The organism is Streptomyces sp. NPDC021080 (assembly GCF_044333225.1).
In the GTDB taxonomy this organism is placed as follows: domain Bacteria; phylum Actinomycetota; class Actinomycetes; order Streptomycetales; family Streptomycetaceae; genus Streptomyces.
The window spans coordinates 376864-401359 of the sequence record NZ_JBIRQM010000001.1; the positions used below are offsets into that span (position 1 = coordinate 376864).

Sequence of the window (24496 nt, forward strand, 5' to 3'; positions counted from 1 at the left end):
TGCGGGCTCGCGGCGAAGAGAGGGAGGAGGAACGCCGGTCAGGGGCGCGGGGAACTGCGCGACCGGCCACGGCGAACCCCGCGGCCCGCGGCTCGCCGAGTGGGGCAGACGCGACACGGCGAGCCCGGCCCGGCCCCGCCGGGGGACTCGTCCCCCGGCGAGCGGGCCCCGAGAGGGCTAGGCCCCCCACCCCGCCTGGGTCCCCCCGACCCGCTCCGCGGCGATCCGCTCCGCGTAACCGGACCGGTGGTACGCGGCCACGGGGTCGGGGTCGAGCCCCAGCTCGGTGCGGACCTCGGCGAGCAGCGGACGTACGTCCGTGTTGTAGGCGTCCATCAGCACCGCGTTCGCGGCCAGCACGTCCCCGCTCCGCTGTGCCTCGGCGAGCGCCGCGCCGTCGACGAGGAGGGCCTTGGCCGTGGCCTCCTGGACGTTCATCACGGACCGGATGATCGCGGGGATCTTCGCCTCGATGTTGTGGCACTGGTCGAGCATGAAGGCGACGTCCGGGGTGAAGCCGCCGCCGCGGATCACCTCGTACATGATCCGGAACAGCTGGAAGGGGTCGGCCGCGCCCACCATCAGGTCGTCGTCGGCGTAGAAGCGGGAGTTGAAGTCGAAGGCGCCGAGCTTGTTCTCGCGCAGCAGCGTGGCGACGATGAACTCGATGTTGGTGCCGGGTGCGTGGTGGCCGGTGTCGACCACGACCTGCGCCTTGGGGCCGAGCTTGAGGCAGTGCGCGTACGCGGTGCCCCAGTCGGGGACGTCGGTCGCGTAGAAGGCGGGCTCGAAGAACTTGTACTCCAGCAGCATCCGCTGGTCGTCGCCGAGCCGTTCGTAGACCTGCGCGAGAGCCTCCGCCAGCCGGTCCTGGCGTGCGCGGAGGTCGTCCTGGCCGGGATAGTTCGTCCCGTCGGCGAACCACAGCTTCAGGTCCCTCGAACCCGTCGCGTCCATGATGTCGACGCATTCGAGGAGGTGGCCGACGGCCTTGCGGCGCACCGCCGCGTCCGGGTGGCAGACGGAGCCGAGCCGGTAGTCGTCGTCCTGGAAGGTGTTGGAGTTGATCGCGCCCAGCTTCAGACTGCGCTCCTCCGCGTGCTTGGCGAGCGCCGCGTAGTCGTCGGTCCTGTCCCAGGGGATGTGCAGGGCGACGGTCGGCGCCGCGCCGGTGAACTCGTGCACCTTGGCCGCGTCGTCCAGTTTCTCCTGGGGGGTCCGGGGGACACCCGGCTGCGCGAACACCTTGAACCGGGTTCCCGAGTTCCCGTACGCCCACGACGGCGTCTCGACGGCCTGGGTCTTGAGCGCGGCCTTCACCGCGGCGGACTCGGTCACTTCAAGGCTCCTACGACTTCGGCTGCGACAGCATTTCTGAATGGACAGGTCTGAAACGATTCAGCAGCGAAGTTATGAGCACCCCGAAGGGCTGTCAACCCCTCCGGCGCGAGTCGATCACCGTGATCCTCTTGTGACGCCGGGCCGTCGAAGAATTTCGGCACGAACCCATTGACGCGACCTGGGTGGCATGTCTAACGTCCCGGCAATCCAATTGAAACCTTTCACGACGCTGTGGGGCCGTCCCGCCGACGTCGTCGAGGAGCCCCTCATGACCCACCCGTCCGACACGGGACCGGCCCCGGTGCTGGCGCTGAAGGACATCTCGAAGTCCTTCGGCGCCGTACGCGCCCTGCGGGACGTGTCCTTGGAACTGTTCCCCGGAGAGGTGCACGCGCTCGCCGGAGAGAACGGCGCGGGCAAGTCGACCCTCATCAAGACGCTCGCCGGCGTGCACCGACCGGACGCCGGCCAGGTGCTGCTGGACGGCGAACCCACCGTCTTCCACGGTCCCGCCGACGCCCGCGACGCGGGCATCGCGGTGATCTACCAGGAGCCGACCCTCTTCCCCGACCTGTCCATCGCCGAGAACATCTTCATGGGCCGTCAGCCCCGGCGGGCTTTCGGCCGCATCGACCACAAGGCCACCCGCGCGGCGACCGCGGCCCTCATGAAACGGCTCGGCGTCGAACTCGACCCCGAGCGCCCGGCGCGCGGACTGTCCATCGCCGACCAGCAGATCGTCGAGATCGCCAAGGCGCTCTCCTTCGACGCCCGCGTCCTGATCATGGACGAGCCGACCGCCGCCCTCACCGGCAGCGAGGTGGCCCGGCTGTTCGGCGTGGTCCGCACCCTGCGCGAGCAGGGCTCCGCGGTGCTGTTCATCTCGCACCGGCTGGAGGAGATCTTCCGGATCTGCGGGCGCGTCACGACCCTGCGCGACGGGGCCCTGATCTCCAGCGAGCCGCTGGAGGGCATGACCGAGGACGACCTGGTACGCCGGATGGTCGGCCGCGACCTCGACGAGCTCTACCCCAAGCAGGACGTCGAGGCGGGCGAAGTCGCCCTGAGCGTGCGCCGGCTGACCCGCGAGGGCGTCTTCACCGACGTCTCCTTCGACGTCCGGCGCGGCGAGATCGTCGGACTCGCCGGGCTCGTCGGCGCCGGCCGCACGGAGGTCGCCCGGTCGGTGTTCGGCGTGGACCGCTGGGACGCGGGGGAGGTGGAGGTCGACGGCAGGGCGCTGACGAACGGCGCCCCCTCCACCGCCATGGCGGCCGGACTCGCCCTCGTCCCCGAGGACCGGCGCGCCCAGGGCCTGGTGATGGACATGTCCATCGAGCGCAACATCGGCCTGACCGGGCTGCGCACGACGGTCAGGGCGGGCCTGATGGACCGCGGGGCCGAACGCAGCCGCTCCCTCGACTGGGCGGTCAGGCTCCAGGTGAAGTACGCCCGGATCGCCGACACCGTCGCCACGCTCTCCGGCGGCAACCAGCAGAAGGTCGTCCTCGCCAAATGGCTGGCCACCGGACCCAAGGTGCTGATCGTCGACGAGCCCACCCGCGGCATCGACGTCGGCACCAAGGCCGAAGTGCACCGACTGCTCAGCGAGTTGGCCGCCGACGGGGTGGCCGTCCTGATGATCTCCTCCGATCTGCCCGAGATCCTCGGCATGGCCGACCGCGTGCTCGTGATGCACGAGGGCCGGCTCACCGCCGAGATACCGCGCTCCGAAGCCACCGAGGAATCCGTGATGGCCGCCGCCACCGGGAGGGCCGCCGCATGACAGCCGTCGAGAGGGCCGCCCGCACGACCGCCGTCGAGAAGGCTGCCCGCATGACCCCGATCATCCCCCGGAGGGCCGCCGCATGACGGTCACCGCGCCCACCCCCGCCCCCGCCACCGAGGTGCCCAGGTCCAGCGGCACCCGGCTGGTGGACCGCGTCTTCAAGATGCGTGAACTCGCCATCCTGGCCGTCTTCCTGGTGATGATCGCCGTCACCCAGCTGGGCAACAGCGAGTTCCTGTCCGAGCAGGGCATCAAGGACCTGCTGCTGAACGCGACCATCCTCGTGCTCGTCGCCACCGGCCAGTCCCTCGTCGTCATCACCCGCAACGTCGACCTGTCGGTCGGCTCGACCCTCGGCATCAGCGCCTTCGCGGCCGGCACCTACCTCCAGGGCGGCGGGAACCCCGTCGTCGCGGTCCTCCTGGCGGTACTGCTCGGCGTCGGCTGCGGACTGGTCAACGGCGCGCTCGTCAGCCTCGGCCAGGTACCCGCGCTCGTCGTCACCCTCGGCACCCTCTACATCATCCGCGGCGTCGACTCCATCTGGGTCGGCCCCCGCCAGATCACGGCGGCCGATCTCCCCGGCGGCTTCGTCGACTTCGGCTCCGGCGGCCTCTCGGCGGTCCCGTATCTCGCGCTGATCGCCCTGGCCGTCCTGGTGGTGGCCGCGTACTACCTGAAGCACTTCGGCAGCGGCCGCGAGCTCTACGCGCTCGGCTCGAACCCGGAGGCCGCGCGGCTCGCCGGCATCCCGGTCCGGGGGCGCATCCTCACCGCGTACGTCGTCTGCGGCGGCCTCGCCGGACTCGCGGGCGTCCTCTACCTCGCCCGGTTCGGCAACGTCGACTCCGGTACCGGCAACGGCTACGAACTCACCGTCGTCAGCGCGGTCGTGGTCGGCGGCGTCGTCTTCACCGGCGGCTCCGGCAGCGTCTACGGAGCCGCGCTCGGCGCCCTGCTGCTCACCTCGGTCAACAGCGTCCTGCCCGCCCTCGGCGTCAGCTCCGTCTGGGTGCTCGCCATCAACGGCGTCCTGCTCATCCTCGCCATCGCGGTCGACCGGATCGTCGCCCTGCGCGTGGCCGCCGCCCTGAAGAAGAGGAACGCCCGCCATGGCTGACTCCGTATCCGCGCGCGCCGTCCGCTGGGACACGGTCGTCGGCGCCCTCCTCATCGTCCTGCTGCTCTTCTCCTTCTCCTTCGTGGACGGCTTCGGCAACGCGCTCAACCTGTCGTTCCTGATCGGCAACACCCTGCCGATCGCGCTGATCGCGCTGCCCATGACCCTGCTCGTGGTGGCCGGCGAGATCGACCTGTCCGTCGCCTCCACGGCCGGGCTCTCCGGATCGGTGATGGGCGCCCTGTGGAACCAGGGCATGGCGATCGAGACGATCATCCCGCTCTGTCTCGTGCTCGGCGTGGTGTGCGGGCTCGTCAACGGCCTGCTGGTGACCCGTCTCGGACTGCCGTCCCTCGCCGTCACCATCGGCACGCTCGCCGCCTACCGGGGCATCGCCCAGATCGTGCTCGGCTCCGACGCGGTCACCGACTTCCCCACCCAGTACCAGGACTTCGCGGCCGGACGCATCGGGGAGAGCTTCGTCCCGCAGGCCCTCCCGCTCTTCCTGGTGCTGTTCGCCGTCGCCGTGGTCGTGCTGCACGCAACCCCCTTCGGGCGCTCCGCGTTCGCGATCGGTGCCAATGAGGAGGCTGCCCGGTTCGCCGGCATCCGGGTCAAGCGGCAGAAGCTGATCCTGTTCGTCGCGACCGGCTTCATGGCCTCGCTGACCGGGGTGTTCTGGGCCCTGCACTACGCCAGCGCCCGCTTCGACAACGCCACCGGGCTCGAACTGTCCGTCGTGGCCGCCGTCCTGCTCGGCGGCATCGACTTCGACGGCGGCAAGGGCACGCTCGGCGGCGCGATCGCGGGCGTCTTCCTGCTCGGCTCGCTCCAGAACGTGATGAGCCTCCTCAACGTCTCCGCGCAGTCGCAGATCGTCGTCACCGGCGTCCTGCTCGTCGTCTCCGTGCTCGGCCCCCGGGTCGGGCGCCAGATCTCCGTGGCGAGGGCGGGCCGCAGAGCCGCCGCCTCGGCTCCGGTCTCGTAATTCCGTTCCGCTCACCCTCGTAAAGGAACCCTCACCCATGCGCAAGTCATCGATCCGCCGTGCCTGTGCGGCGCTCGCCGCCGTCACCTCCCTCGCCCTCGCCGTCACCGCCTGCGGCGGCACCACCAAGAACGACGTGAAGGACTCCGGCGGTTCGGGTGCAGCCGCCGGCGCCAAGGCCGACCCGAACGCGGCCACCAAGAAGGGCCTCACCGTCGGCTTCCTGCCCAAGGCGGTCAACAACCCGTACTTCACCTCCGCCGACAAGGGCGGAGAGAAGGCGCTGACCGAACTGGGCTCCACCTACAAGGAGGTCGGCACCAACAGCGCCACCGACACCAGCGGCCAGGTGAGTTACGTCAACACGCTCACCCAGCAGCAGGTCGACGCGATGGCGGTCTCCGCGCAGGACCCGGGCGCCCTGTGCACCGCGCTCAAGCAGGCCATGACGAACAAGATCAAGGTCGTCACCTACGACTCCGACACCAAGACCGACTGCCGCAACGCCTTCGTCTCGCAGGCGAGCGCCGAGGACCTGGGCCGTACCGAGGTGCAACTGCTCGCGCAGCAGATCGGCTACAAGGGCGAGATCGCGATCCTGTCCGCCGGACAGACCGCGACGAACCAGAACACCTGGATCGACTACATGAAGGACGAGCTGAAGGACCCCAAGTACAAGGACGTCAAGCTGGTCAAGGTCGCCTACGGCAACGACGAGGCCCAGCAGTCCTTCCAGCAGACGCAGGGTCTGCTCCAGGAGCACCCGGACCTGAAGGGGATCATCTCCCCGACCACGGTCGGCATCAAGGCGGCCGCCCAGTACCTGTCCGGCTCCAAGTACAAGGGCAAGGTCAAGCTGACCGGCCTCGGCACCCCGAACGACATGCGCAAGTACGTCAAGAACGGCACCGTCGAGGCCTTCGAGCTGTGGGACCCGGCCAAGCTCGGCGAGCTGGCCGCCCGTACGGCCGTGGCGCTCTCCTCGGGGCAGATCACGGGCAAGGAGGGCGAGACCTTCAAGGCCGGTGACATGGGCTCGTTCACCATCGGCAAGGACGGTGTGATCAGCCTCGGCAAGCCCACCATCTTCGACGCGAAGAACATCGACCAGTTCGACTTCTGACGTCCCGCCGGGCCGGTGCTCCACCGTTCGCGCCGGCCCGGCCCCAGGCCCCGGAGGGTCATCGATGCAACGCGTGTGCTTCCTGCTGAAGGTCCGTGCGGACCGCCTCGACGAGTACCGCGAGCGGCACGCCGCCGTGTGGCCCGAGATGCTCGACGCGCTCTCGGCCGCGGGCTGGCACAACTACTCGCTCTTCCTGCGCGAGGACGGCCTGCTGGTCGGCTATCTGGAGACCGGGGACTTCGCGGCCGCGCGGGCCGCCATGGAGGCCACCGACGTCAACACCCGCTGGCAGGCGGAGATGGCGCCGTTCTTCACCGCGCTGGACGGCGCCAGGCCGGACGAGGCCATGAAGCCCCTCACCGAGGTGTTCCACCTCGCCTGACCCGCACCGCCCGGCCAACTCCTGTGCCCCGCACGCCCGAAGACCGATCGAGGAGCCCGTACATGAGACGACGCACCGTGCTGACGACGGCCCTGATGGGTGCCGTGGCGGGCCCCGCCCTCACGGCGGGGACGGCCCGGGCGGCCGCCCCCGGCCCCTCCGTCACCCGGACCGGCACCACCCGACTCGACGACCGGGCCCTCTACTTCGTCTCCTACGACGGGCTGGTCAACAACAACTCGTTCCAGAAGAACGGCCTGTTGACCTACCGCGGCTACCAGTACGCGGCCTGGTACACCGCCGACCGCAGCGCGGTCGTCGCCCGCCGGGCGCTGGGTGCCGCAGGCTGGTCCACGATCACGCTCGGCCACAAGCTCAAGAGCGACGACTCCCACAACGTGATCTCCATGGGCGTCTCCAGGACCGACGGCCGGCTGCACCTGAACATGGACTCGCACAGCGACGGCTTCTTCTACGTCAAGTCCGTTGCCGGGCTGCTCGACAACCCCGCGTCGACGGCCTGGACCTCCGCCGTCCTCGGGGCCGTCCAGACCTCCCTCGACGGCCTCGCGCTCACCGCGCAGTTCACCTATCCGCAGTTCGTCGCGACCCCCGAGGGCCGCCTCCAGCTCAGCTACCGCGTCGGTGTCTCGGGGAACGGGCGCAACGCGCTGGCGGAGTACGACGGTTCGTCCTGGACCGCGCTCGGCGAATGGTCCTCCTCCACCGGGGCCTACACCGGCGCGCACGGGTCGAGCACCGCCCGCAACATGTATCTGCACGGGATCGACTACGACGTGAACGGCCGGCTGCACTCCTTCTTCACCTGGCGCGAGCAGAACGCCGCTGTCATGTGCGACCCCGGCGGCATCACCAACCACGACACCGGTTACGTCTACTCCACCGACCGGGGCCGCAGCTGGCGCAACGACGCGGGCACCGTCGTCGGCACCACCGGAACCCCGGGCACCGTCGCCGTCACCGGCGCCGGACTCGTCGTGGACTCCCTCGGCCCCGACCACTCCCTGATGAACCAGGAGAGCCAGGCCACCGACTCCGCGGGGCTGCCGCACGCGATCATCAGCTATGTGCCCGGACGCTTCGGACAGTGCACCACGAACTACGTGGCGGACCGCACGGCGAACGGACGGGCCTTCCATCTCCGCAAGGGCTCCTCGGGCGGCTGGACCAAGACCGAGATCCCGGTCGCCCTCGGCTCCAGCCAGCGCACCAGGCTGGTCCTCGACCGGTACGACAACGCGTACGCGATCCTGCCGTTCGGGCGGATCGCGGGCGCCTCGAAGTCCTCCGGGCACACCGACTGGACGCTCCTGTTCGGCGGCGGCGGCCTGAACGCGTTCGGCGAGGTCGTGATCGACGAGACGCGCGTCCCACAGGACGGAACGCTGTCCGTGATGTACCAGGAGAAGTCCGGCGGGACCACGCCGTCGGCCCTGAACGTCATCGATTTCAGGCTGCCCGCATGACCACGGGTTCCGGCCCGCTCGCGGGTAATCTGAGGGCCGGCCTGCCGCTTCTCGTTCTTCTGGAGGTTCCCGCCTGATGGCCCAGTCGGTGGGTATCAAGGACGTCGCCCGTGCCGCCGGGGTCTCGGTCGGCACGGTCTCGAACGTGATCAACCGCCCCGATTCGGTGGCCTCCGAGACCCGGGCACGCGTCCAGTCCGCCATAGACCGGCTCGGCTACGTACGCAGCGAGTCGGCCCGCCAGCTGCGGGCCGGGCGCAGCCGGATCATGGGCCTCCTCGTCCTCGACATGGGCAACCCGTTCTTCGTGGACGTCGCGCGCGGCGCCGAGCGCGCCGCCCGGAAGACCGGACTCGGAGTGATGGTCTGCAACAGCGCGCAGTCCCCGAGCGAGGAGGCCGACTACCTGTCGCTCTTCGCCGAGCAGCGGGTGCGCGGGGTGCTGCTGACGCCGTCGGACGCGAGCGGGCGCAACATCGAGGCCTTCCGCCGCAACGGCATCCCCTTCGTGCTGGTCGACCGGGTCTCCGAGGGCACCACCGAGTGCTCGGTCTCGGTCGACGACGTGGCGGGCGGCGCGCTGGCCGTCCGGCACCTGGTGGACGCCGGACACCGCTCGATCGCGTACGTCAGCGGACCGCCCGGCCTCAGCCAGGTGAGGGACCGCCGTACGGGCGCCCTGAACGCCCTGGCCGAGGCGGGCCTCGGCCCGGAGCGTCTGCGCGAGCTGCCCACCGAGCGCCTCGACGTGGCCGCGGGACGCGACGCCGGCGCCCGGCTCCTCGGCCTCGCCGAGCGCCCCACCGCCGTCTTCTGCGCCAACGACCTGCTCGCCCTCGGCGTCCTGCAGGCCATGTACGCGGCCGGTGTCGGCGTGCCCGACGACCTCGCGATCGTCGGTTACGACGACATCGAGTTCGCCGCCGCCGCGGTCGTCCCGCTCACCTCCGTGCGCCAGCCGGCCGTGACCATGGGCGCCCTCGCGGCCGAGCTTCTCCTGGAGGAGATCGACGCGGAGACCGCGCCCGTGCCGCACGAGCACCGCCGGGTCGTGCTCCAGCCGGAGCTGGTGGTGCGCCGTTCCAGCCTGGCGGCGCGCTGACCAGCGGTTCAGTTCCCCGTCACCCGGCTGCTGAGTCACTGTTCAGTTCGCCTTCCCGCTCCCCGGGCCGCGGAGCCCGGGCAACATGTGCTCAACTGGGACAGCCTGGAATCCGTACGTCTCGGGAGACCTGTTGACCGTCAGCTACCGCCAGCCCGGTGTCGTCCTCACCGACCACCGCTTCACCGTGCCGCTCGACCACGACCGACCGACGGGCGAGAGCATCGAACTGTTCGCCCGCGAGGTCGTCGCGAGCGACAAGGCGCACCAGAATCTGCCGTGGATGGTCTACCTCCAGGGTGGCCCCGGCTTCGGGGCGAATCGTTTCGTCGGCCGTCAGGCGTGGCTCGACCGGGCGCTGAAGGACTTCCGTGTCCTGCTCCTCGACCAGCGCGGCACCGGCGCGTCCACCCCCGCCAACCGGCAGACGCTCCCGCTGCGCGGCGGCCCCCGCGAGCAGGCCGACCACCTCGCGCTCTTCCGCGCCGACTCCATCGTCCGCGACTGCGAGGCCATCCGGCCCGGACTCACCGGCGGAGCGCCTTGGACGGTGCTGGGCCAGAGCTTCGGCGGCTTCTGCACCGTGCACTACCTCTCCAGCGCCCCCGAGGGGCTGAGCGCCGCCGTCGTCACCGGTGGCCTGCCCTCCCTCGACGCCCACGCCGACGACGTCTACCGCGCCGCCTACCCGCGCATCGAGCGCAAGGTCGCCGCGCACTACGCTCGCTATCCGCAGGACGTCGAGCGCGCCCGCCGGATCGCGGAGCACCTGCTCCAGCACGAGCCCGTGCTGAGCGGCGGCTACCGCCTGACCGCCGAGGCCTTCCAGTCGCTCGGCATCCTCCTCGGCGGCAGCGACGGCAGCCACCGCCTGCACTACCTGCTGGAGGACGCCTTCGTCCGCACCCCGCAGGGACTCGCCCTCTCCGACGCCTTCCAGGAGGAGGTCCAGGGGCTCCTGTCCTACGCGGGCCACCCGCTGTACGCGCTGGTCCACGAGGCCATCTACGCCCAGGGCGGCCGCCCCACCGCCTGGTCCGCCGAGCGCGTACGCGCCGAGTTCCCGCAGTTCGACGCGGCCAAGACCCTCGCGGACGACGGGCCGCTGCTGTTCACCGGCGAGTCCGTGCACCCCTGGATGTTCGAGACCGACCCGGCGCTGCGCCCGCTGCGCGACACCGCCGAGGAACTGGCCGCCCGCACCGACTGGGCGCCGCTGTACGACCCGGCCCGCCTCGCCGTGAACGAGGTGCCGGTCGCGGCGGCGGTCTACCACGACGACATGTACGTCGACACCGAGCACTCGCTGCGCACCGCCCGTGCCGTCCGGGGGCTGCGCACCTGGGTGACCGACGAGTTCGAGCACGACGGGGTACGGGCCGGCGGCCCGCGTGTACTGGACCGGCTGCTGGCGCTCACGCGCGACGACGTCTGAGTCGTCCGCTCTCCGCTCCGGGCCGGCACCCTTCCTCCTCTCGGCCGGAACCCCGCCCTCCTCTCCCGGTCGGCACCCTCCCTCCTCGGGGATCTCCTCTAGGATTCTGACGGTCCGTCAGAATCCTGAGGGGGTACGGATGATCGACACCACCCGCACGGACGTCCCGGAGGGTGAGGAGCGGCTCCGCCTCGACATCGAGGACGGCGTCGGCGTCCTCACCCTGTGCCGGCCCGCGAAACTCAACGCGTGGAGCTGGGAGTCCACTCGCCAGCTCGGCCTGTTCGCCGACCGGATCCGCTTCGACCCGTCGGTCCGGGCCGTGCTGCTGCGGGCCGAGGGACGCGCCTTCTGCGCCGGGATCGACGTGAGCGCCCCGGGCGGCGCGATCACCGGCCGCTCGGGCGCCGAGCGCGCCCGCGCCTACTACGAGGGCATCCGCTGGGCCCACGAGCGCTTCGCGGCCTTCGCGCGGCTCCCGCAGCCCGTCGTCGCGGCCGTGCGGGGCTACTGCCTCGGCTTCGGGTTCGAGCTGGCGCTCATGGCCGACATCAGGATCGCCGCGCGCGACGCCGTGTTCGCCCTGCCCGAGGCCCAGTTGGGGCTCGCCGTCGACGCCGGCGGAGATCTGCGGATCGCCCGTGAGGCGGGCGCGGGGTGGGCGAAGTACCTCGCGCTGACCGGGAGACGGCTGGACGCGACGACGGCCGAACGTCTGCACCTCGTCCAAGTCGTCGTGGAAGAGACCGAGTTGGAGCAGACGGCCCGAGCCGTCGCCGCGCAGATCGCGGCGAACGCGCCGCTCGCTGTGCAAGGCGTCAAGCATGACATCGACGCCTACGCCGAAGCCCCGCTGACCGCCGCTCTCGACCGGACCGCCCTGTCGGCCGCGCTCACCCTCACCTCCGACGACGCGGCGGAGGGATACACGGCCAAGGGCGCCCGCCGCGCGCCCCGCTTCGAGGGAAAATGACCCACGTGTTTTGATCGGTCACTGGTGCGTACGACGAGACAGGGGGATCGATGCACGACAGTGAACTGCTCGCGGACCGGTTCGAGGAGCACCGGGGCCGGCTGCGCGCCGTGGCCTACCGGATGCTGGGATCGCTCAGCGAGGCGGACGACGCCGTCCAGGAGGCGTGGCTGAGGCTCGGCCGCACCGGCTCGGACGAGATCAAGAACCTGGGCGGCTGGCTGACCACCGTGACCGGCCGGGTGTGCCTGGACATGCTGCGCTCGCGCGCCGCGCGCCGCGAGGACCCGCTGGAGCCCTCCGGCACCTTCGTCCCCGACCCGGTGGTCAGCCCGCTCGACCGGATCGACCCCGAACAGGAGGTGCTGCTGGCCGACTCGGTGGGGCTCGCCCTCCTCGTCGTCCTGGAGACCCTGGAACCCGCCGAGCGGCTCGCGTTCGTGCTGCACGACATGTTCGCGGTGCCCTTCGACGACATCGCGCCCGTCGTGGGCCGCAACGCGGCCGCCACCCGGCAGCTCGCCAGCCGGGCGCGCCGTCGGGTCAAGGGAGCCGCACCCGAGCCCGAGCGGGACGCCGTCCGGCAGCGGGAGGTCCTCGGCGCCTTCCTCGCGGCCTCACGCAGCGGGGACTTCGAGGCGCTCGTCGCCGTCCTCGATCCCGATGTCGTGCTGCGTGCCGACGCGGGCGCCCTGGTCGGCGGTGTGACCGTGTCCAAGCTGGTGCGCGGCGCCGAGGCGGTGGCCCGGCAGGCGCTCGCCTTCCGCCGGTTCGCGGCGAGTTCGCGGCTCGTCCAGGTCAACGGCGAAGCGGGCGTCGTCGCGATCGTCGACGGCCGGCCGCAGTCGGTCATGGGTGTCACCGTCGTCGACGGCAGGATCGTCGCGATGCACATCCTGGCCGACCCCGAACGGCTCGCCCGGCTCGATCTCGCGGGGGAGAAGCCGGGGCAGTGACGGTCAGCCGGTGAAGGGACCACGCCCCAGCTGGTCCCGCACCGGCGTGACAGGCGCGCCGACCACGTCCCTGCGCTGCCAGTTGGCGCCGTCCACCACCAGGGTGTGACCGGTGATGAAACGGGCGTAGGGGGACGCCAGGAAGGTGGCGGCCCAGCCGAGTTCGCGGGGGGCGCCGACGCGCAGGGCCGGCTGGCGCCGCCCGAGCGCGTCGCGCACCCCGTCGCCCTCGCCGTCCCCGTCGTCCGCGGTGGTCCCCGCGGTCCCCGTGGCTCCGGTGGCCACCGGAGCCGCCGTGGCCGTCGCGGTCGTGGCCCGGGTCAGATTGCCGCGGATGTCCTCCGTCATGTCCCCGTGCGGCATCAACCCGGGCACCAGACCGTTGACCTGGATGCCGTACGGTCCCCACTCGACGGCGAGTGTCCGCACCAGGCTCTCCACACCCGCCTTGGCCGCCGCGCTGTGCGCGTGACCGGGGCCGCCGGTCCAGGCGTAGGACGCGCCGACGTCGATGACCGACCCGGGCGTGCCTGCCGCCAGATGCCGTCGCCCGAACTCACGGGTCATCAGGAACGTTCCGGTGAGGGTGATGTCGACGACCGCCTGCCAGGCATTGGGGGACATGTCCTCGGTGGCGACGGGGAAGTTCGCGGCCGCGTTGTTGACCAGGACGTCGGGCAGCGGACATGCGTCGAACACCTCGGAGACGCGCTTCGGGTCCCGGATGTCGCAGACGGCGGACTCGACCCTGGTGCCCAGCTTCGCCAACTCGGCCCGGGCGGGAGCGAGATGCCGCTCGCGGCGGCTGACGATCAGAAGGTCGGCGCCCAGCCGCGCGAACTCCGCCGCGATCGCCCTCCCGAGTCCGGTGCCGCCACCGGTGACCAGCACCAGCGAGCCGTCGTACGTCCCGGCCGGCAGGGCGCTCGCGCCCAGCGGGGGAGGGGCGGGGAGACCGGGAAGCGCCGTGGAGTCCATGGCGGATTCGATACCCGGTGCCGACGCGGTACATCCGGCCCCGGAGCACGGGAAAGCCCTCGCGCGGGGTCCGGGAGACCAAGTCGGCTCGGTTCGGGGCGAGTCCGTTTTGAGTAGGGTGGAGGCCATGCACGAGTACGGCAGTACATCCCCTGACCCCCGCACCGAACTGCGCGCCGACTGCGACCGGTGCTTCGGACTGTGCTGCGTCGCCCTTCCCTTCGCCCGCTCGGCCGACTTCGCGATCGACAAGGGCGCGGGCGAGCCCTGCCCGAACCTGCGGAGCGACTCCCGGTGCGGCATCCACACCCGGCTGCGGCCGGCGGGCTTCTCCGGCTGCACGGTCTACGACTGCTTCGGCGCCGGGCAGCACGTCTCCCAGGTGACCTTCGGCGGAGTGGACTGGCGCTCGGGGCCCACGGAGCGCGCCCGGCGGATGTTCGACGTGTTCCCCGTCGTGCGCCACCTCCACGAACTGCTCTGGTACCTGAACGAGGCACTCACGCTCCCCGCCGCGCGGCCGGTGCACGCGGACGTCCGGCGCCTGCTCTCCGCGACCGAGCGCCTCACCCGGGGGACGCCGGAGGAACTGGCCGCGCTGGACGTCGGCGCGCACCGGCAGGAGGTCGGCGAACTGCTGCTGCGGACCAGCGAACTCGTCCGGGCGGGGACCGGCGGGGGCAGGAGGAAGGACCGGCGCGGCGCGGATCTGATGGGCGCCCGTCTCAAGGGTGCCGACCTGCGCGGCGCGAGTCTGCGCGGAGCCCTCCTCATCGCCGCCGACCTCACCGGGGCCGATCTGCGCGGCGCCGATCTGATCGGCGCCGACCTCCGGGACACCGACCTCACCGACGCCGATCTGACCGGGGCGCTCTTCCTCACCCAGCCGCAGCTGAACGCGGCCCGCGGCAGCGCCGGCACCCGGCTCCCGGACTCGGTCTCCCGCCCCGGCCACTGGACCTCTCGAGGCTGAGGGGGCTCCTCGGCCCCGGAGGCGTTCCCCGGCACGGGAGCGGGCCGTACGGCACCTCGTGCGGCCGGGGCCCGCCCGGGGCCGAGAGCCGGGACACCCCGGCCGCGACGGTGGCGGCAGCCGGCCGCGCAGGCCGCGATCGGGGCGTCAGTCGGCCGCCCGGGCCGCGATCGGGGCGTCAGTCGGCCGCCCGGGCCGCGATCGGGGCGTCAGTCGGCCGCCCGGGCCAGGGTCGTCTCCCGCCCCGGCACCACCGGCGCACGCCGTTCCAGGTGCAGGCGCAGTCCCTCCGGCATCAGGGTCAGCCGCTCGGCCACCCGCAGCCGGTAGCCGGGGTCGGGCCGCAGGTCGTAGCGGCGCAGCAGCAGTCCGAGGACCAGCGTCGCCTCGTGCAGCGCGAACTGGCGGCCGATACAGGCGCGCGCGCCGGTGCCGAACGGCTTGAAGGTGTGCGCGGGCCGGGCCCGTACCGCCTTCGCGTCGAAGCGGTCCGGGTCGAACTCCTCCGCGTCGGCGCCCCACACCTGCGGGTCGCGGTGCAGCATCGCGGTCAGGACCAGCGCCCAGGCCCCCTGCCGCATCGGGTGGACACCGCCGAGCACGGTGTCGTGCCGGGCCTCGCGCGCGAACGCCGGTGCCGTCGGCCACAGGCGCAGCGACTCGTCGAGGACCCGGCGGACGTAGCGGAGCCTCGCGACCTGCTCGTAGCCCGGCCGGTCCGTGCCGCCCCAGACGCGTTCGACCTCGGCGCGGGCACGGGCGGCGGCCTCCGGGTGCCGGGAGAGGTAGTGCAGGGCGAAGGACAGGGCGCCCGAGGTGGTCTCGTGGCCGGCGATCAGGAACGTGATGACCTGGCGGCGGATGTTCTCTGGGGTCAGCCGCTCCCCGGTCCCGGGGTGCGCCGTCTCCAGCATGCGGTCCAGCAGGTCGCCGTCGCCGCCGCCGGACCGGCGGGCGGCCACCACGGCGTCGACCGTGCGATTGAGGTACGCCATGTCCGCCGCGTTGCGCCGGGAGGCACCCCGCAGCAGGAGCGGGGCCAGCGGGACCGGGACGACGTTGAGGCGCTGCGCGTAGGTCAGCGTGCCCACCATCGCGTTCACGAAGGGGTGCGGCCGGGAGCGCTCGAACGAGGCGAAGTCGTGGCCGAAGCCGGTCCTGGCGATCGTCTCCAGCGTCAGCTTCGTCATGTCGCCGGGCACGTCCACCGCGCGGCCCGCGGCCTGCTCCCGGTCCCAGTGGTCCGTCAGCCGCTCGGTCACGGCCAGCATCATCGGGTGGTAGCCCTCCATGGCCTCGCGGCTGAAACCGGGGGCGAGGACGTCGTGCGCCAGCTGCCAGTTGGGCTCGTGGTTGTAGGCGGTGAACAGTCCGTCCCCGGCGACCGGGCGCAGGTTGGCCACTCCCAGGCCCACGTGCTTGGCGAACCGCGACTCGTCGGCCAGTTCGGCGGCGAGATCCGCGCCCCAGACGAAGACGATCTCGTTGCGGAAGGCCCGGCGCCGGAAGATCGGTCCGAGCTGCCGCCCGAACCTCATGGAGTCCTGCAGCGGGGAACGGACGTCGGCGCCGACCACGTCGCCGATCAGGGGGACGCGGCGCGGCGGGTGCGGGATGCGGTGCAGCTCCGGCCAGCCCAGCTCCGCGCTGCGGAACCCCTTGGGCCGCGCCGCCTCCTTCGTCTCCGCCATGACGCCAACTCCCTTGCTGATCGGGCAGGTCGAGTCTGTTGTACGCGAGTTCAATAGCGGTGTTCAGTCTGGTCCCGTTGTTGAACCGGCGTCAAGTAAAGTGCGGGCATGACGGGGAAGCAGGGGGAGCGCGCACGCCGCCGGCTCAGCACCGAGGAGCGCCGGGAGCAGCTGCTGTCGGTCGGCGCCCGCCTGTTCTCGGAGAGCCCGTACGACGACGTCTGGATCGAGCAGGTCGCCGAGATCGCCGGAGTCTCGCGCGGACTCCTCTACCACTACTTCCCGACGAAGCGGGACTTCTTCGCCGCCGTGGTCGAGCGGGAGAGCGGGCGGATGCTGCGGATGACCGCGGCGGTGCCCGGTGTCCCGGTGCGCGAGCAACTGGGCGCGGGCCTGGACACCTTCCTCGGGTACGTGCAGGAGCACGCGCACGGGTTCCGCGCCTTCCACCGCGCCGACGCGGCCGGTGACCAGGCCGTGCGCCGGGTCTACCGGCAGGCGCTGGCCGCGCAGGAGCAGCAGATCCTCCAGGCCCTGGCCGCGGATCCCGAACTCGGGCGGTCCGCCGAGGACCGGCCCGAACTGCGGATCGCCGTCCGCGGGTGGCTGGCGTTCACCACGGCCGTGTGCCTGGAGTGGCTCCGGGGCGCGGACCTGACCCGTGACCAGGTGCGGGACCTGTGTGCGCGGGCGCTGCTCGGCGCGATCACGCCCTGAGGCCAGGCCTCCGCGGTGACCGCGACCGCCCCTTCGGCGGGCGTGGACCCGCCGTCTTCCGGCGGGTGTGGACCCGGCGTCGTGCCCATCGGTGGGCGATGCGTGGTTGGCGTACGCCCCGATCTTCGATAGGTTAGGCAAGCCTTACCTAAGGAGGAAGCTGATGGGTGACCGTCACACCTGGACGGCCGCGCCCGCCGCGGCGGAGCATGCCCGCTCGGTGCTCGCCACGGCCTGGTCCTGCGCGGTGAGCGCCGAGGGCGGCCGGGAGGAGTTCGTCGGCTCGCACTCCGTCACCGAGGACGGCCGGGTGCTCCTGCGGGTGCCCGAGGACAGCGCGCTGCTCGCCGCCGCCATCTGCTCGCCGCGCGGAGAACCGTCCGCCGTGCTGGAGTTCGCCGATGTCGCGCCGGTTCCCGTACGGAACCGGATCCGGGCCCGGCTCTGGCTGGCCGGCTGGTTCGTCCCCGAGGACGGGCAGCTGTCGTTCCGCACCACCCGCGCGGTGCTGCGCCGGCCCGACGGGACCGTGGTGGTCGACCTGGACGAACTGGCCGACGCCCGGCCCGACCCGCTCGCCCTCGCCGAGGCCCACCTCCTCACCCATCTCGCCGACGCCCACCCGGACGCCGTCGAGCGGCTCACCCGCCTGGTCGAACCGGACAGCCTGCACGGCGCGGTACGCGTCCAGCCCCTCGCCGTGGACCGCCACGGATTCACCCTGCGCATCGAACGGGCGCGCGGCAACGGCGACGTACGCCTGCCGTTCCACGCGCCCGCCGACGACGTCTCCCAGCTCACGGAGCGCATGCACGTCCTGCTCACGCAGGCGAGCCTCGCCGCCTCCTGCCACCGCCCCCTACAGCGGCAGCGCACAGACCGCGAGGGGTGAGGCGAACGGCTCGCCCGCGCGCCGGAGTTCACCGCTGTCCTGGTCGACCCGGAAGACCGTGACCGTGCTCGACCGCTGGTTGGCCGCGAACAGCAGCCGGCCGTCCGGCGAGAGGGCGATGTGGCGCGGGAAGTCGCCGCCGACCGGCACCGTGTCCAGCAGTCGCAGCCGGGCGCCCTCCGCCTCGATCGCGTACCGCGTCAGGCTGTTGTGGCCCCGGTTGGCGAGAAACGCGTACGAACCGTTCGGCGTCACCAGGATCTCGGCCGGGTAACTCGTGCCGCTTCCCGTGCCCGTGGACTGCGGCTCGCCGACCGTGAGCCGGCCGGTCGCCGGGTCGTAGCCGCACACCGTCACGGTGTCGTCCACCTCGTCGGCGAGATACGCGTACCGGCCGCCGGGGTGGAACGTGAGATGGCGCGGGCCCGCGCCCGGCCTCGTCCGCGCCCGGGAGACCTCGGTGAGCGTGCCCCGGGTCCCGTCCAGCCGGTAGGTGTACACCGTGTCGGTGCCCAGGTCGACGGCGAGCAGATGCCCGCCGTCCGGACTCGTGACGAACTGGTGCGCGTGCGGGCCCTGTTGGCCGGGACCGGGCCCCGGGGACGTGTGCGTGACCAGATCGGTGCGCTCGCCGAGCGCGCCGGACGCCCCGATGGGATGCACCGCGACGCTCCCCGAGGCGTAGTTCGCGCTCAGCAGCCAGCGGCCGCCCGGATGCACGGACAGATGGCAGGGGCCCGCGCCACCGGTGGAGCGGCTGCCGAGCACCTGGTTCTCCGGGAGACGGACCGCCGTCACCGCGCCCGCGCCCTGCTCGTCGACGGCGTACAGCGTCCGGCCGTCCGGGTGGACCGCGAGGAAGGACGGGTTGTCGACACCCGTCACCACGCCGCCGCCGGTGATCTCACCGGTCGCCGGGTCGTACGTGGCGACACCGATCCCCTTCCCGCCGCCGTCGCCCGAGGTGTAGGTGCCCAGGAACAGCGGCCGCGGACCGGAGCGGGGAGCCGGGGACGACGGTGCCGAGGCGGACGCGGACGGAGACGCCGACGCGGAGACGGGGGGACCGGCCGGCGGTGTCCTCGGGGGCGGCGCCGCCGCGGCGGGGTCCGCCCGGGGCGCGGCGCATGCGGGGACCGTCGCGATCCCGGCGGCCCCCGCCAGCACGCCGACGAAGCGGCGTCTGGTCCAGCCGCCGCCCGTGCCGCGCGACGGCCGTGCACCACTGCTCATGCCTGCACCTCGGGGTGTTCGGTTGCCTCGGCCGGAACGGCCACCTTGGCGTGCGACACCCCGTAAGTGCAAGAACAGTCCTGCGCGTTGCGTCGTGCGCAACGCGGGGGCGGCCACCGGTCGCCGTCCTCGACGGGCTCGCCCGGCCCGTCACCGACCGGCTGCACCGGGCGAGCGGGAACGACCGGACACCGTACTCGTCACCTGGAACGACCGGAGGCGGTGGAACGGTTCCGGGGGCGGCGCGGCAGGCGCAGCCGGTTCTGCATCCGGGTCAGACGCGGCCGGCGCTCGTGCTGCTCACGGGTGCAGCGGTCCAGCTCCTCGAACAGCCGCCGGCTGCGGTGCTCGGTGTCCAGCTCGTCGAGGATGCGGGTGATCTCGCTCAGGACGGAGCCGTGGAGCTGCCACTGGCTCGGGTCGCGCCGGATCTCCTCCAGGAACAGCCGGGCCAGTTTGTCGCGGGTCGCGGCGGCGGTGGCGAGCTCCGCGCTGAGCCGCTCCTCGGCGGACACCGCGTTCTGGGTGACATCGGTGGTCACCAGCACCGCGAAGCTGACGATCGCGTCGGCGACCTCGGACATCAGCTCCTGCAGGACGGCCCCGGCCCGCGGTTCGAACAGGGGCCGTGGTTCGCGCTCCTTGGCCAGGTCGGTGAGGCTGCGCGCGATGACCCGCAGGACCACCGTGCAGATCTCCAGGGTGTCCAGACCGGTGCGCAGCACGACCCGGTGCAGCAGCCCCTCGCGAACCCGCGGGTTGAGCTTCAGGCTGTCCTCGGCCTGCCGCAGGGCCGCGTCCACCCCGGCGATGTCGTTGTCGAGCCGGCGGGCCTCGTGCAGCCGCTCGGCCGCCACGTGGAACGGCGTGTGCGCGACGGCGCCCTCGCCGACCCGCAGCATCAGCTGCCGCATCCGGCGTGCCAGGTCCTCGATCTGCTCCCCGGCCACGCCGACCCACACGGGCGGCGCGAGCACGAGGTTGCAGGCGAGGCCGACGACCGCCCCGATCAGTGTCTCCAGCACACGGGCCCACGCGGTGCTGCCCACGCGGGTGACACCGAGGACCAGCATGGCGCTGATCGCCACCTCCGGCACGAACTCGTCGACCCGGACGAGATGTCCCACCACCAACGAGGCGAGGATGATCAGACCCAGACTCCACCAGGTCAGGCCCACCAGGCTGCTGAAGCCGATGGCGATGACGACGCCCACCACCACGGAGTTCACCCGCCGGATCGCCGTGGTGATCGTCGAGTACAGGGTGACCTGCACGACCAGCAGCGCGGTCAGGGGAGCGGTCAGCGGCGCGGGCTCGGGACTGAGGTGGATGGCCACCACGTACGCGATCGTCGCGGCGGCCGTCGAACGGAGTGTCTGGACGACCACCGGCTCCCGGCGCCGCTCCACGATCTTCGCGACGGATGCCGTCCACTCACCACGTGCCTCGTGCATCCTTGGGGCCTTCCCGTTTAACACGGGTACCGAACGTGCCGATTGCGGACCGAAGCTGTCCGCAAGGGGTCCTAGATTGAAGGCATCAGCTGGGTCCGACCGCATCAGGAGGCACGGAATGAGCGCAACGAGCAACGTCGAGGGCATCGAACTGCTGACCCTGTCGCACGACCGGCTGCGCGCCGTGGCCGCGGGCGTGCCGGAGGGCGCGTGGTCGGCGCCGACGCCGTGCAGCGAGTGGACGGCGGCCCAGGTGCTCGACCACGCCCGGCTCGACCAGCAGGCGTACGGCGCGGCGGTCACCGGCACCGGGTGGCCCGAGGCGGACCCCTTCCACCCGGTCGGCGCTCTGGAGGGCGACGTGGCGGCGGAGCTCGACAAGGTCCTCGCCGAAGTCGCCGGCGTCTACGCCGGGCTGCCCGCCGACGCCGAGGAGGTGGCGACACCGCTCGGGCCGCTGCCGTTCCCGGTGGCCGCCGCCGCGGCCGCCATGGACGCGGCCGTGCACGCCTGGGACATCGCCGTGGCGACCGGCCAGGCGTCCCCCCTCGACGACGCCCTGGCCGGTGGCGCCCGGCTCGCGGCGGACCGGCTGGCCGACCACCTGCGCGACTCCTTCGGCGTGTTTGCCGCCGCCCGCGAGGTTCCGGAGGGCGCCGGCCGGGCCGAGGCGCTGCTCGCCTTCCTGGGCCGCGACCCGCACTGGGCTCCCGCCGGATCCTGAGAAGCCCGAGGCGACGGCCCCGCCCGTTCCCGGGAAGTCCGCGGGGGCGGGCGACGGGCCCGCGGGACGGTTTCAGTCGCGCAGCTTCGCCAGGAAGGCGGACAGATTGCCGACCGTCCGGGCGATCTGCTGTTCCGTCGTGAGGGTCTCCTCGAAGCGGCTTCCCGACCGGAGGGCCTTCTTCCCCCGGACGTAGAGGGAGCAGGCGAGGTCCTCGCAGACGTAGATGCCGACCGAGTTGCCCTCGCGGCCCGCCGCGCCCGCCTTGCGCGCCGTCATCAGCGACACTCCGCCGCCCGGGTGCGTCGTCAGGCACAGCGAGCACATGCTGCGGTGCGGGAACCCGCGCCGGGACGAGGGGAGGCGCAGGGTGACGCCCACGAGGCTCCCGTCCCGTTCGGACACGAGACAGCTCCGGTCGGGCGCGCCGGGATCTCGCCAGCCCAGGAAGTCCAGGTCGCCCCAGGGGCGCTCGTCCAGATCGCGCGGTGTCGCGAGCCGCTTCGCCTCGCCCCTGGAACAGTTGATGAACGAGGTGCGGATGTCCTGCTCGGTGAGCGGTCTCATGGGGCCTCCAGGTGTCGACGATAAAAACCTAGGGGTCCTAGGTTTTTATCGAAGGTACATAGTCCCAGGAGCGGGAGCCAGCGGATTTCGGGACCTGTGGACGCCGTTGCGCGAGGGCTGCGGACGCGTGGGGTCACCTGGCACAGTGGCCTCATGGGCGAGGGGGACGCGGGAGTCGGCACGGACGGGTGGCAGCGGGCCGGGCGGGCCCTCCTGGAGGCCGGGCTGCCGCCCGGGAGTCTGGCCGGCCGCCGGGTCCTGTCCGGGGGCACGTACAACGCCGTCGAGGAACTGACGCTCACCGACGGCAGCCGTTACGTGTTGAAGGTCCCGCCGCCGCCCACCGTTCCCGCCCTGGCGTACGAGCGGCGACTCCTGCTCTCCGAGGCGGAGTTCTACCGCCGGGCCGCCGTCGTCGGTGTACCGGCGCCCTCGCCGGTGGGAGACCGCCGCGACGGCCACCTGCTGATGACGCACTGTCCCGGAGAGCCCTGGGCGGACCTCCCCGAGGGCGAACGCGGGCCGCTCCGGAGGGAGTTGGGTCACCTCGTGGCCCGGCTGCACAGGGTGACCGGCCCGGGCTTCGGCTATCCCTCCGGCGCACTCGGCCCGCTCGCCCCCGACTGGCGGGCCGCCTTCACCGGGATGTACGAGGCCGTCCTGGACGACGCCCGCGACTACGGTGCCTGGCTGCCGCGCCCCGTGGACGAGGTGGCGCGGACGGCACGGACCGCCTTCGGTGCCCTGGACGAGGTCACCGTCCCCCGGCTCGTCCACTTCGACCTGTGGAGGGGCAACATCCTGGTCGAGCGGGCGGAGACGGGGCCGCGCATCGGCGGCCTGATCGACGGCGAGCGCATGTTCTGGGGAGACCCGCTCGCCGACTTCGTCTCCCTGGCCCTGCTCGGGGACATCCGGAAGGACATCGACTTCCTGACGGGATACCGGGAAGCGGGAGGGGTAGCCGAGTTCGGCGCCGCGGTGAGCAGGCGGCTGGCCCTGTACCGCAGTTACCTCTATCTGATCATGCTCGTCGAGACCGTCCCCCGCGCGGTCGACGGCGAACGGGTCGCCTGGGTGCGCGAGGTGGTGGCCCCGCAGCTGACGGCCGCCCTCGACGAGGTCGGCCGGGGTGCGAACACCCCGGCCGACAAAGGTTTTTAGTGCCTGTCGCAGCGCCGGGCCCCGTGGGCCCCGGCGAGGCCTCAGGCCGCCTTGCTCGCCCTCCCGCGGTGCTCGCCGACGATCTCCGCGTAGCGGTGGCCGCTGCCCTTGATCGTGCGTACCTGCGTCTTGTAGTCGACGTGCACGAGACCGAACCGCTTGTCGTAGCCGTACGCCCACTCGAAGTTGTCCAGCAGCGACCAGGCGAAGTAGCCGGCCAGCGGAACGCCCTTGCGGGCCGCCGAGGCGCAGGCCGCCAGGTGCTGTTCGAGATAGGCGACCCGCTCGGGGTCGTGGACGGTGCCGTCGGGGCGTACGACGTCGGGATAGGCCGAGCCGTTCTCCGTGACGTACAGCTTGCGGGCGCCGTACTCGTTCGTCAGACGCAGCAGCAGACGCTCGATGCCGGCGGCCTCCACCTCCCAGTCCATGCCCGTGACGGGCACGCCGGGCCGGCTGATCTGCCGTGCGTACGGGGCCGGACCGGTCGGGTCGTCGACCACGTGGGACGGGAAGTAGTAGTTCAGGCCCAGCCAGTCCAGCGGCGCGGCCATCGTCTCCAGGTCGCCCGCGACCTCCGGGAGTTCGACCCCGTAGACCTCGACCATGTCGGCGGGGAAGCCGCGGCCGTGCACCGGGTCGAGCCACCAGCGGTTGGTGTGCCCGTCCTGCCGCTTCGCCGCCGCGACGTCCTCCGGGCGGTCGGTGGCCGCCTCGATGCTGCCCAGGTTGTTGACGATGCCGATCTGCGCGCCCGGCACGGCCGCGCGGATCGCCTGCGTGGCGAGTCCGTGGCCGAGCAGCAGGTGGTACGAGGCCCGGACCGCGGCCGTGAGGTCGGTCAGGCCGGGGGCCATCCGCCCCTCCAGGTGGCCGATCCAGGCCGAGCACAGCGGCTCGTTGAGGGTGGTCCAGTGCCGGACGCGGTCGCCGAGCCGCTCCGCGACCGCCGACGCGTAGGCGGCGAGGTGGTGCGCGGTGTCGCGGGCGGGCCAGCCGCCGCGGTCCTGGAGCACCTGGGGCAGGTCCCAGTGGTAGAGCGTGACCGAGGGCGTGATGCCCGCCTCCAGCAGGCCGTCGATCAACGCGTCGTAGTAGTCGAGCCCCTTGGTGTTGACCGGGCCGTCGCCTCCCGGCATCACCCGGGGCCAGGCGACCGACAGCCGGTAGGCGTTGGTGCCGAGCCGGCGCATGAGGGCGATGTCCTCGCGCCAGCGGTGGTAGTGATCGCAGGCGACGTCCCCGTCGTCACCGTTGTCGATCTTGCCGGGCGTGTGCGAGAACGTGTCCCAGATGGAGGGGGAGCGGCCGTCCTCGGTGACGGCGCCCTCGATCTGGTAGGCCGACGTGGCCGTGCCCCACAGGAAGTCCTCGGGGAAGGCGGCAAGGTCGATGGTCACTGAA

The 24496-nt window shown here is 72.2% G+C and carries 22 protein-coding genes; 15 read left to right on the plus strand and 7 right to left on the minus strand.

The genetic code is table 11. The features are described 5' to 3' along the window. Positions 1-177 precede the first annotated feature (177 nt). Entirely contained in the window at positions 178-1338 is a 1161-nt protein-coding gene (gene rhaI / locus ACH4S8_RS01635; RefSeq protein ID WP_398389839.1) for an L-rhamnose isomerase, read from the minus strand. 271 nt (positions 1339-1609) lie between these two features. Here rhaI and ACH4S8_RS01640 point away from each other — a divergent pair, with 271 nt between their 5' ends. From ACH4S8_RS01640 to sigJ, 10 genes are all read left to right on the plus strand, one after another. Further along, on the plus strand, positions 1610-3127 hold the full coding sequence (locus ACH4S8_RS01640; RefSeq protein ID WP_398389841.1) for a sugar ABC transporter ATP-binding protein: 1518 nt from the start codon (positions 1610-1612) through the stop codon (positions 3125-3127). An 82-nt stretch (positions 3128-3209) separates the two neighbouring features. Continuing rightward, positions 3210-4250 carry an ABC transporter permease gene (locus ACH4S8_RS01645; protein WP_398389843.1) on the plus strand — a complete coding sequence of 347 codons (1041 nt, stop codon included), beginning with the start codon at positions 3210-3212 and terminating at the stop codon, positions 4248-4250. Beyond that, positions 4243-5238, plus strand: a complete 996-nt coding sequence (locus tag ACH4S8_RS01650) for an ABC transporter permease (RefSeq protein WP_398389845.1) — start codon at positions 4243-4245, stop codon at positions 5236-5238. The genes ACH4S8_RS01645 and ACH4S8_RS01650 overlap by 8 nt, the downstream gene beginning before the upstream one ends. Before the next feature lie 37 nt (positions 5239-5275). Further along, complete coding sequence (gene rhaS / locus ACH4S8_RS01655; RefSeq protein WP_398389847.1) at positions 5276-6361, plus strand: rhamnose ABC transporter substrate-binding protein; 1086 nt, start codon at positions 5276-5278, stop codon at positions 6359-6361. Between the two features lie 64 nt (positions 6362-6425). Continuing rightward, positions 6426-6746, plus strand: coding sequence for an L-rhamnose mutarotase (locus tag ACH4S8_RS01660; protein WP_398389849.1), 321 nt, complete (start codon positions 6426-6428; stop codon positions 6744-6746). 62 nt (positions 6747-6808) lie between these two features. Then, positions 6809-8233 (plus strand): BNR repeat-containing protein, encoded by a 1425-nt coding sequence (locus ACH4S8_RS01665; RefSeq protein WP_398389851.1) that lies wholly within the window; start codon positions 6809-6811, stop codon positions 8231-8233. Between the two features lie 76 nt (positions 8234-8309). After that, positions 8310-9335 carry a LacI family DNA-binding transcriptional regulator gene (locus ACH4S8_RS01670; protein ID WP_398389853.1) on the plus strand — a complete coding sequence of 342 codons (1026 nt, stop codon included), beginning with the start codon at positions 8310-8312 and terminating at the stop codon, positions 9333-9335. Between the two features lie 133 nt (positions 9336-9468). Then, positions 9469-10770, plus strand: a complete 1302-nt coding sequence (locus tag ACH4S8_RS01675) for an alpha/beta fold hydrolase (RefSeq protein ID WP_398389854.1) — start codon at positions 9469-9471, stop codon at positions 10768-10770. Positions 10771-10909: 139 nt separating this feature from the next. Beyond that, positions 10910-11743 carry an enoyl-CoA hydratase/isomerase family protein gene (locus ACH4S8_RS01680; protein ID WP_398389856.1) on the plus strand — a complete coding sequence of 278 codons (834 nt, stop codon included), beginning with the start codon at positions 10910-10912 and terminating at the stop codon, positions 11741-11743. 50 nt (positions 11744-11793) lie between these two features. Beyond that, on the plus strand, positions 11794-12699 hold the full coding sequence (gene sigJ / locus ACH4S8_RS01685) for an RNA polymerase sigma factor SigJ (protein WP_398389858.1): 906 nt from the start codon (positions 11794-11796) through the stop codon (positions 12697-12699). Positions 12700-12702: 3 nt separating this feature from the next. On the opposite strand, the gene ACH4S8_RS01690 is transcribed toward sigJ, so the two are convergent. Beyond that, positions 12703-13677 (minus strand): SDR family oxidoreductase, encoded by a 975-nt coding sequence (locus ACH4S8_RS01690; RefSeq protein ID WP_398389860.1) that lies wholly within the window; start codon positions 13675-13677, stop codon positions 12703-12705. 127 nt (positions 13678-13804) lie between these two features. Between ACH4S8_RS01690 and ACH4S8_RS01695 the strand changes: the two genes are divergently transcribed. Further along, positions 13805-14650, plus strand: a complete 846-nt coding sequence (locus ACH4S8_RS01695; RefSeq protein WP_398389862.1) for a pentapeptide repeat-containing protein — start codon at positions 13805-13807, stop codon at positions 14648-14650. A gap of 209 nt (positions 14651-14859) precedes the next feature. Here ACH4S8_RS01695 and ACH4S8_RS01700 read toward each other — a convergent pair whose 3' ends face one another. Further along, a complete protein-coding gene (locus ACH4S8_RS01700) occupies positions 14860-16341 on the minus strand; it encodes a cytochrome P450 (RefSeq protein WP_398389864.1) in 1482 nt (493 codons plus the stop codon). A 108-nt stretch (positions 16342-16449) separates the two neighbouring features. Here ACH4S8_RS01700 and ACH4S8_RS01705 point away from each other — a divergent pair, with 108 nt between their 5' ends. Both ACH4S8_RS01705 and ACH4S8_RS01710 read left to right on the plus strand, forming a co-directional pair. Then, positions 16450-17058 carry a TetR/AcrR family transcriptional regulator gene (locus ACH4S8_RS01705; RefSeq protein WP_398389865.1) on the plus strand — a complete coding sequence of 203 codons (609 nt, stop codon included), beginning with the start codon at positions 16450-16452 and terminating at the stop codon, positions 17056-17058. Between the two features lie 163 nt (positions 17059-17221). Continuing rightward, on the plus strand, positions 17222-17950 hold the full coding sequence (locus ACH4S8_RS01710) for a DUF2470 domain-containing protein (RefSeq protein WP_398389867.1): 729 nt from the start codon (positions 17222-17224) through the stop codon (positions 17948-17950). Here ACH4S8_RS01710 and ACH4S8_RS01715 read toward each other — a convergent pair. Continuing rightward, positions 17918-19183: a lactonase family protein gene (locus tag ACH4S8_RS01715; protein WP_398389869.1), complete on the minus strand. Its 1266-nt coding sequence runs from the start codon at positions 19181-19183 to the stop codon at positions 17918-17920. The two genes, ACH4S8_RS01710 and ACH4S8_RS01715, sit on opposite strands and share 33 nt — an antisense overlap. A gap of 200 nt (positions 19184-19383) precedes the next feature. Beyond that, positions 19384-20637 (minus strand): aromatic acid exporter family protein, encoded by a 1254-nt coding sequence (locus tag ACH4S8_RS01720; protein WP_398389871.1) that lies wholly within the window; start codon positions 20635-20637, stop codon positions 19384-19386. 118 nt (positions 20638-20755) lie between these two features. On the opposite strand from ACH4S8_RS01720, the gene ACH4S8_RS01725 reads away from it, so the two are divergent. After that, a complete protein-coding gene (locus tag ACH4S8_RS01725; protein ID WP_398389872.1) occupies positions 20756-21361 on the plus strand; it encodes a TIGR03086 family metal-binding protein in 606 nt (201 codons plus the stop codon). A gap of 72 nt (positions 21362-21433) precedes the next feature. On the opposite strand, the gene ACH4S8_RS01730 is transcribed toward ACH4S8_RS01725, so the two are convergent. Next, positions 21434-21928, minus strand: coding sequence for an FBP domain-containing protein (locus tag ACH4S8_RS01730; RefSeq protein ID WP_398389874.1), 495 nt, complete (start codon positions 21926-21928; stop codon positions 21434-21436). Between the two features lie 153 nt (positions 21929-22081). Between ACH4S8_RS01730 and ACH4S8_RS01735 the strand changes: the two genes are divergently transcribed. Beyond that, the gene (locus tag ACH4S8_RS01735; protein ID WP_398389876.1) at positions 22082-23092 is read left to right on the plus strand and encodes a phosphotransferase family protein; all 1011 of its coding nucleotides are present in this window, start codon (positions 22082-22084) and stop codon (positions 23090-23092) included. Between the two features lie 41 nt (positions 23093-23133). Here the strand turns inward: ACH4S8_RS01735 and ACH4S8_RS01740 are convergent, their stop codons facing one another. After that, positions 23134-24492 (minus strand): GH1 family beta-glucosidase, encoded by a 1359-nt coding sequence (locus ACH4S8_RS01740; protein WP_398389878.1) that lies wholly within the window; start codon positions 24490-24492, stop codon positions 23134-23136. Positions 24493-24496: the final 4 nt, after the last annotated feature.

What these genes read in the sequence shown, in the direction of transcription:
- ACH4S8_RS01710 (WP_398389867.1), top strand. Translation starts at nt 17,222, where the DNA reads ATGGGTGACCGTCACACCTGGACGGCCGCGCCCGCCGCGGCGGAGCAT.
- ACH4S8_RS01700 (WP_398389864.1), bottom strand. Translation starts at nt 16,341, where the DNA reads ATGGCGGAGACGAAGGAGGCGGCGCGGCCCAAGGGGTTCCGCAGCGCG.
- ACH4S8_RS01680 (WP_398389856.1), top strand. Translation starts at nt 10,910, where the DNA reads ATGATCGACACCACCCGCACGGACGTCCCGGAGGGTGAGGAGCGGCTC.
- ACH4S8_RS01715 (WP_398389869.1), bottom strand. Translation starts at nt 19,183, where the DNA reads ATGAGCAGTGGTGCACGGCCGTCGCGCGGCACGGGCGGCGGCTGGACC.
- ACH4S8_RS01705 (WP_398389865.1), top strand. Translation starts at nt 16,450, where the DNA reads ATGACGGGGAAGCAGGGGGAGCGCGCACGCCGCCGGCTCAGCACCGAG.
- sigJ (WP_398389858.1), top strand. Translation starts at nt 11,794, where the DNA reads ATGCACGACAGTGAACTGCTCGCGGACCGGTTCGAGGAGCACCGGGGC.
- ACH4S8_RS01670 (WP_398389853.1), top strand. Translation starts at nt 8,310, where the DNA reads ATGGCCCAGTCGGTGGGTATCAAGGACGTCGCCCGTGCCGCCGGGGTC.
- ACH4S8_RS01730 (WP_398389874.1), bottom strand. Translation starts at nt 21,928, where the DNA reads ATGAGACCGCTCACCGAGCAGGACATCCGCACCTCGTTCATCAACTGT.
- ACH4S8_RS01645 (WP_398389843.1), top strand. Translation starts at nt 3,210, where the DNA reads ATGACGGTCACCGCGCCCACCCCCGCCCCCGCCACCGAGGTGCCCAGG.
- ACH4S8_RS01665 (WP_398389851.1), top strand. Translation starts at nt 6,809, where the DNA reads ATGAGACGACGCACCGTGCTGACGACGGCCCTGATGGGTGCCGTGGCG.
- ACH4S8_RS01650 (WP_398389845.1), top strand. Translation starts at nt 4,243, where the DNA reads ATGGCTGACTCCGTATCCGCGCGCGCCGTCCGCTGGGACACGGTCGTC.
- ACH4S8_RS01735 (WP_398389876.1), top strand. Translation starts at nt 22,082, where the DNA reads ATGGGCGAGGGGGACGCGGGAGTCGGCACGGACGGGTGGCAGCGGGCC.
- ACH4S8_RS01725 (WP_398389872.1), top strand. Translation starts at nt 20,756, where the DNA reads ATGAGCGCAACGAGCAACGTCGAGGGCATCGAACTGCTGACCCTGTCG.
- rhaS (WP_398389847.1), top strand. Translation starts at nt 5,276, where the DNA reads ATGCGCAAGTCATCGATCCGCCGTGCCTGTGCGGCGCTCGCCGCCGTC.
- ACH4S8_RS01720 (WP_398389871.1), bottom strand. Translation starts at nt 20,637, where the DNA reads ATGCACGAGGCACGTGGTGAGTGGACGGCATCCGTCGCGAAGATCGTG.
- ACH4S8_RS01660 (WP_398389849.1), top strand. Translation starts at nt 6,426, where the DNA reads ATGCAACGCGTGTGCTTCCTGCTGAAGGTCCGTGCGGACCGCCTCGAC.
- ACH4S8_RS01695 (WP_398389862.1), top strand. Translation starts at nt 13,805, where the DNA reads ATGCACGAGTACGGCAGTACATCCCCTGACCCCCGCACCGAACTGCGC.
- ACH4S8_RS01640 (WP_398389841.1), top strand. Translation starts at nt 1,610, where the DNA reads ATGACCCACCCGTCCGACACGGGACCGGCCCCGGTGCTGGCGCTGAAG.
- ACH4S8_RS01690 (WP_398389860.1), bottom strand. Translation starts at nt 13,677, where the DNA reads ATGGACTCCACGGCGCTTCCCGGTCTCCCCGCCCCTCCCCCGCTGGGC.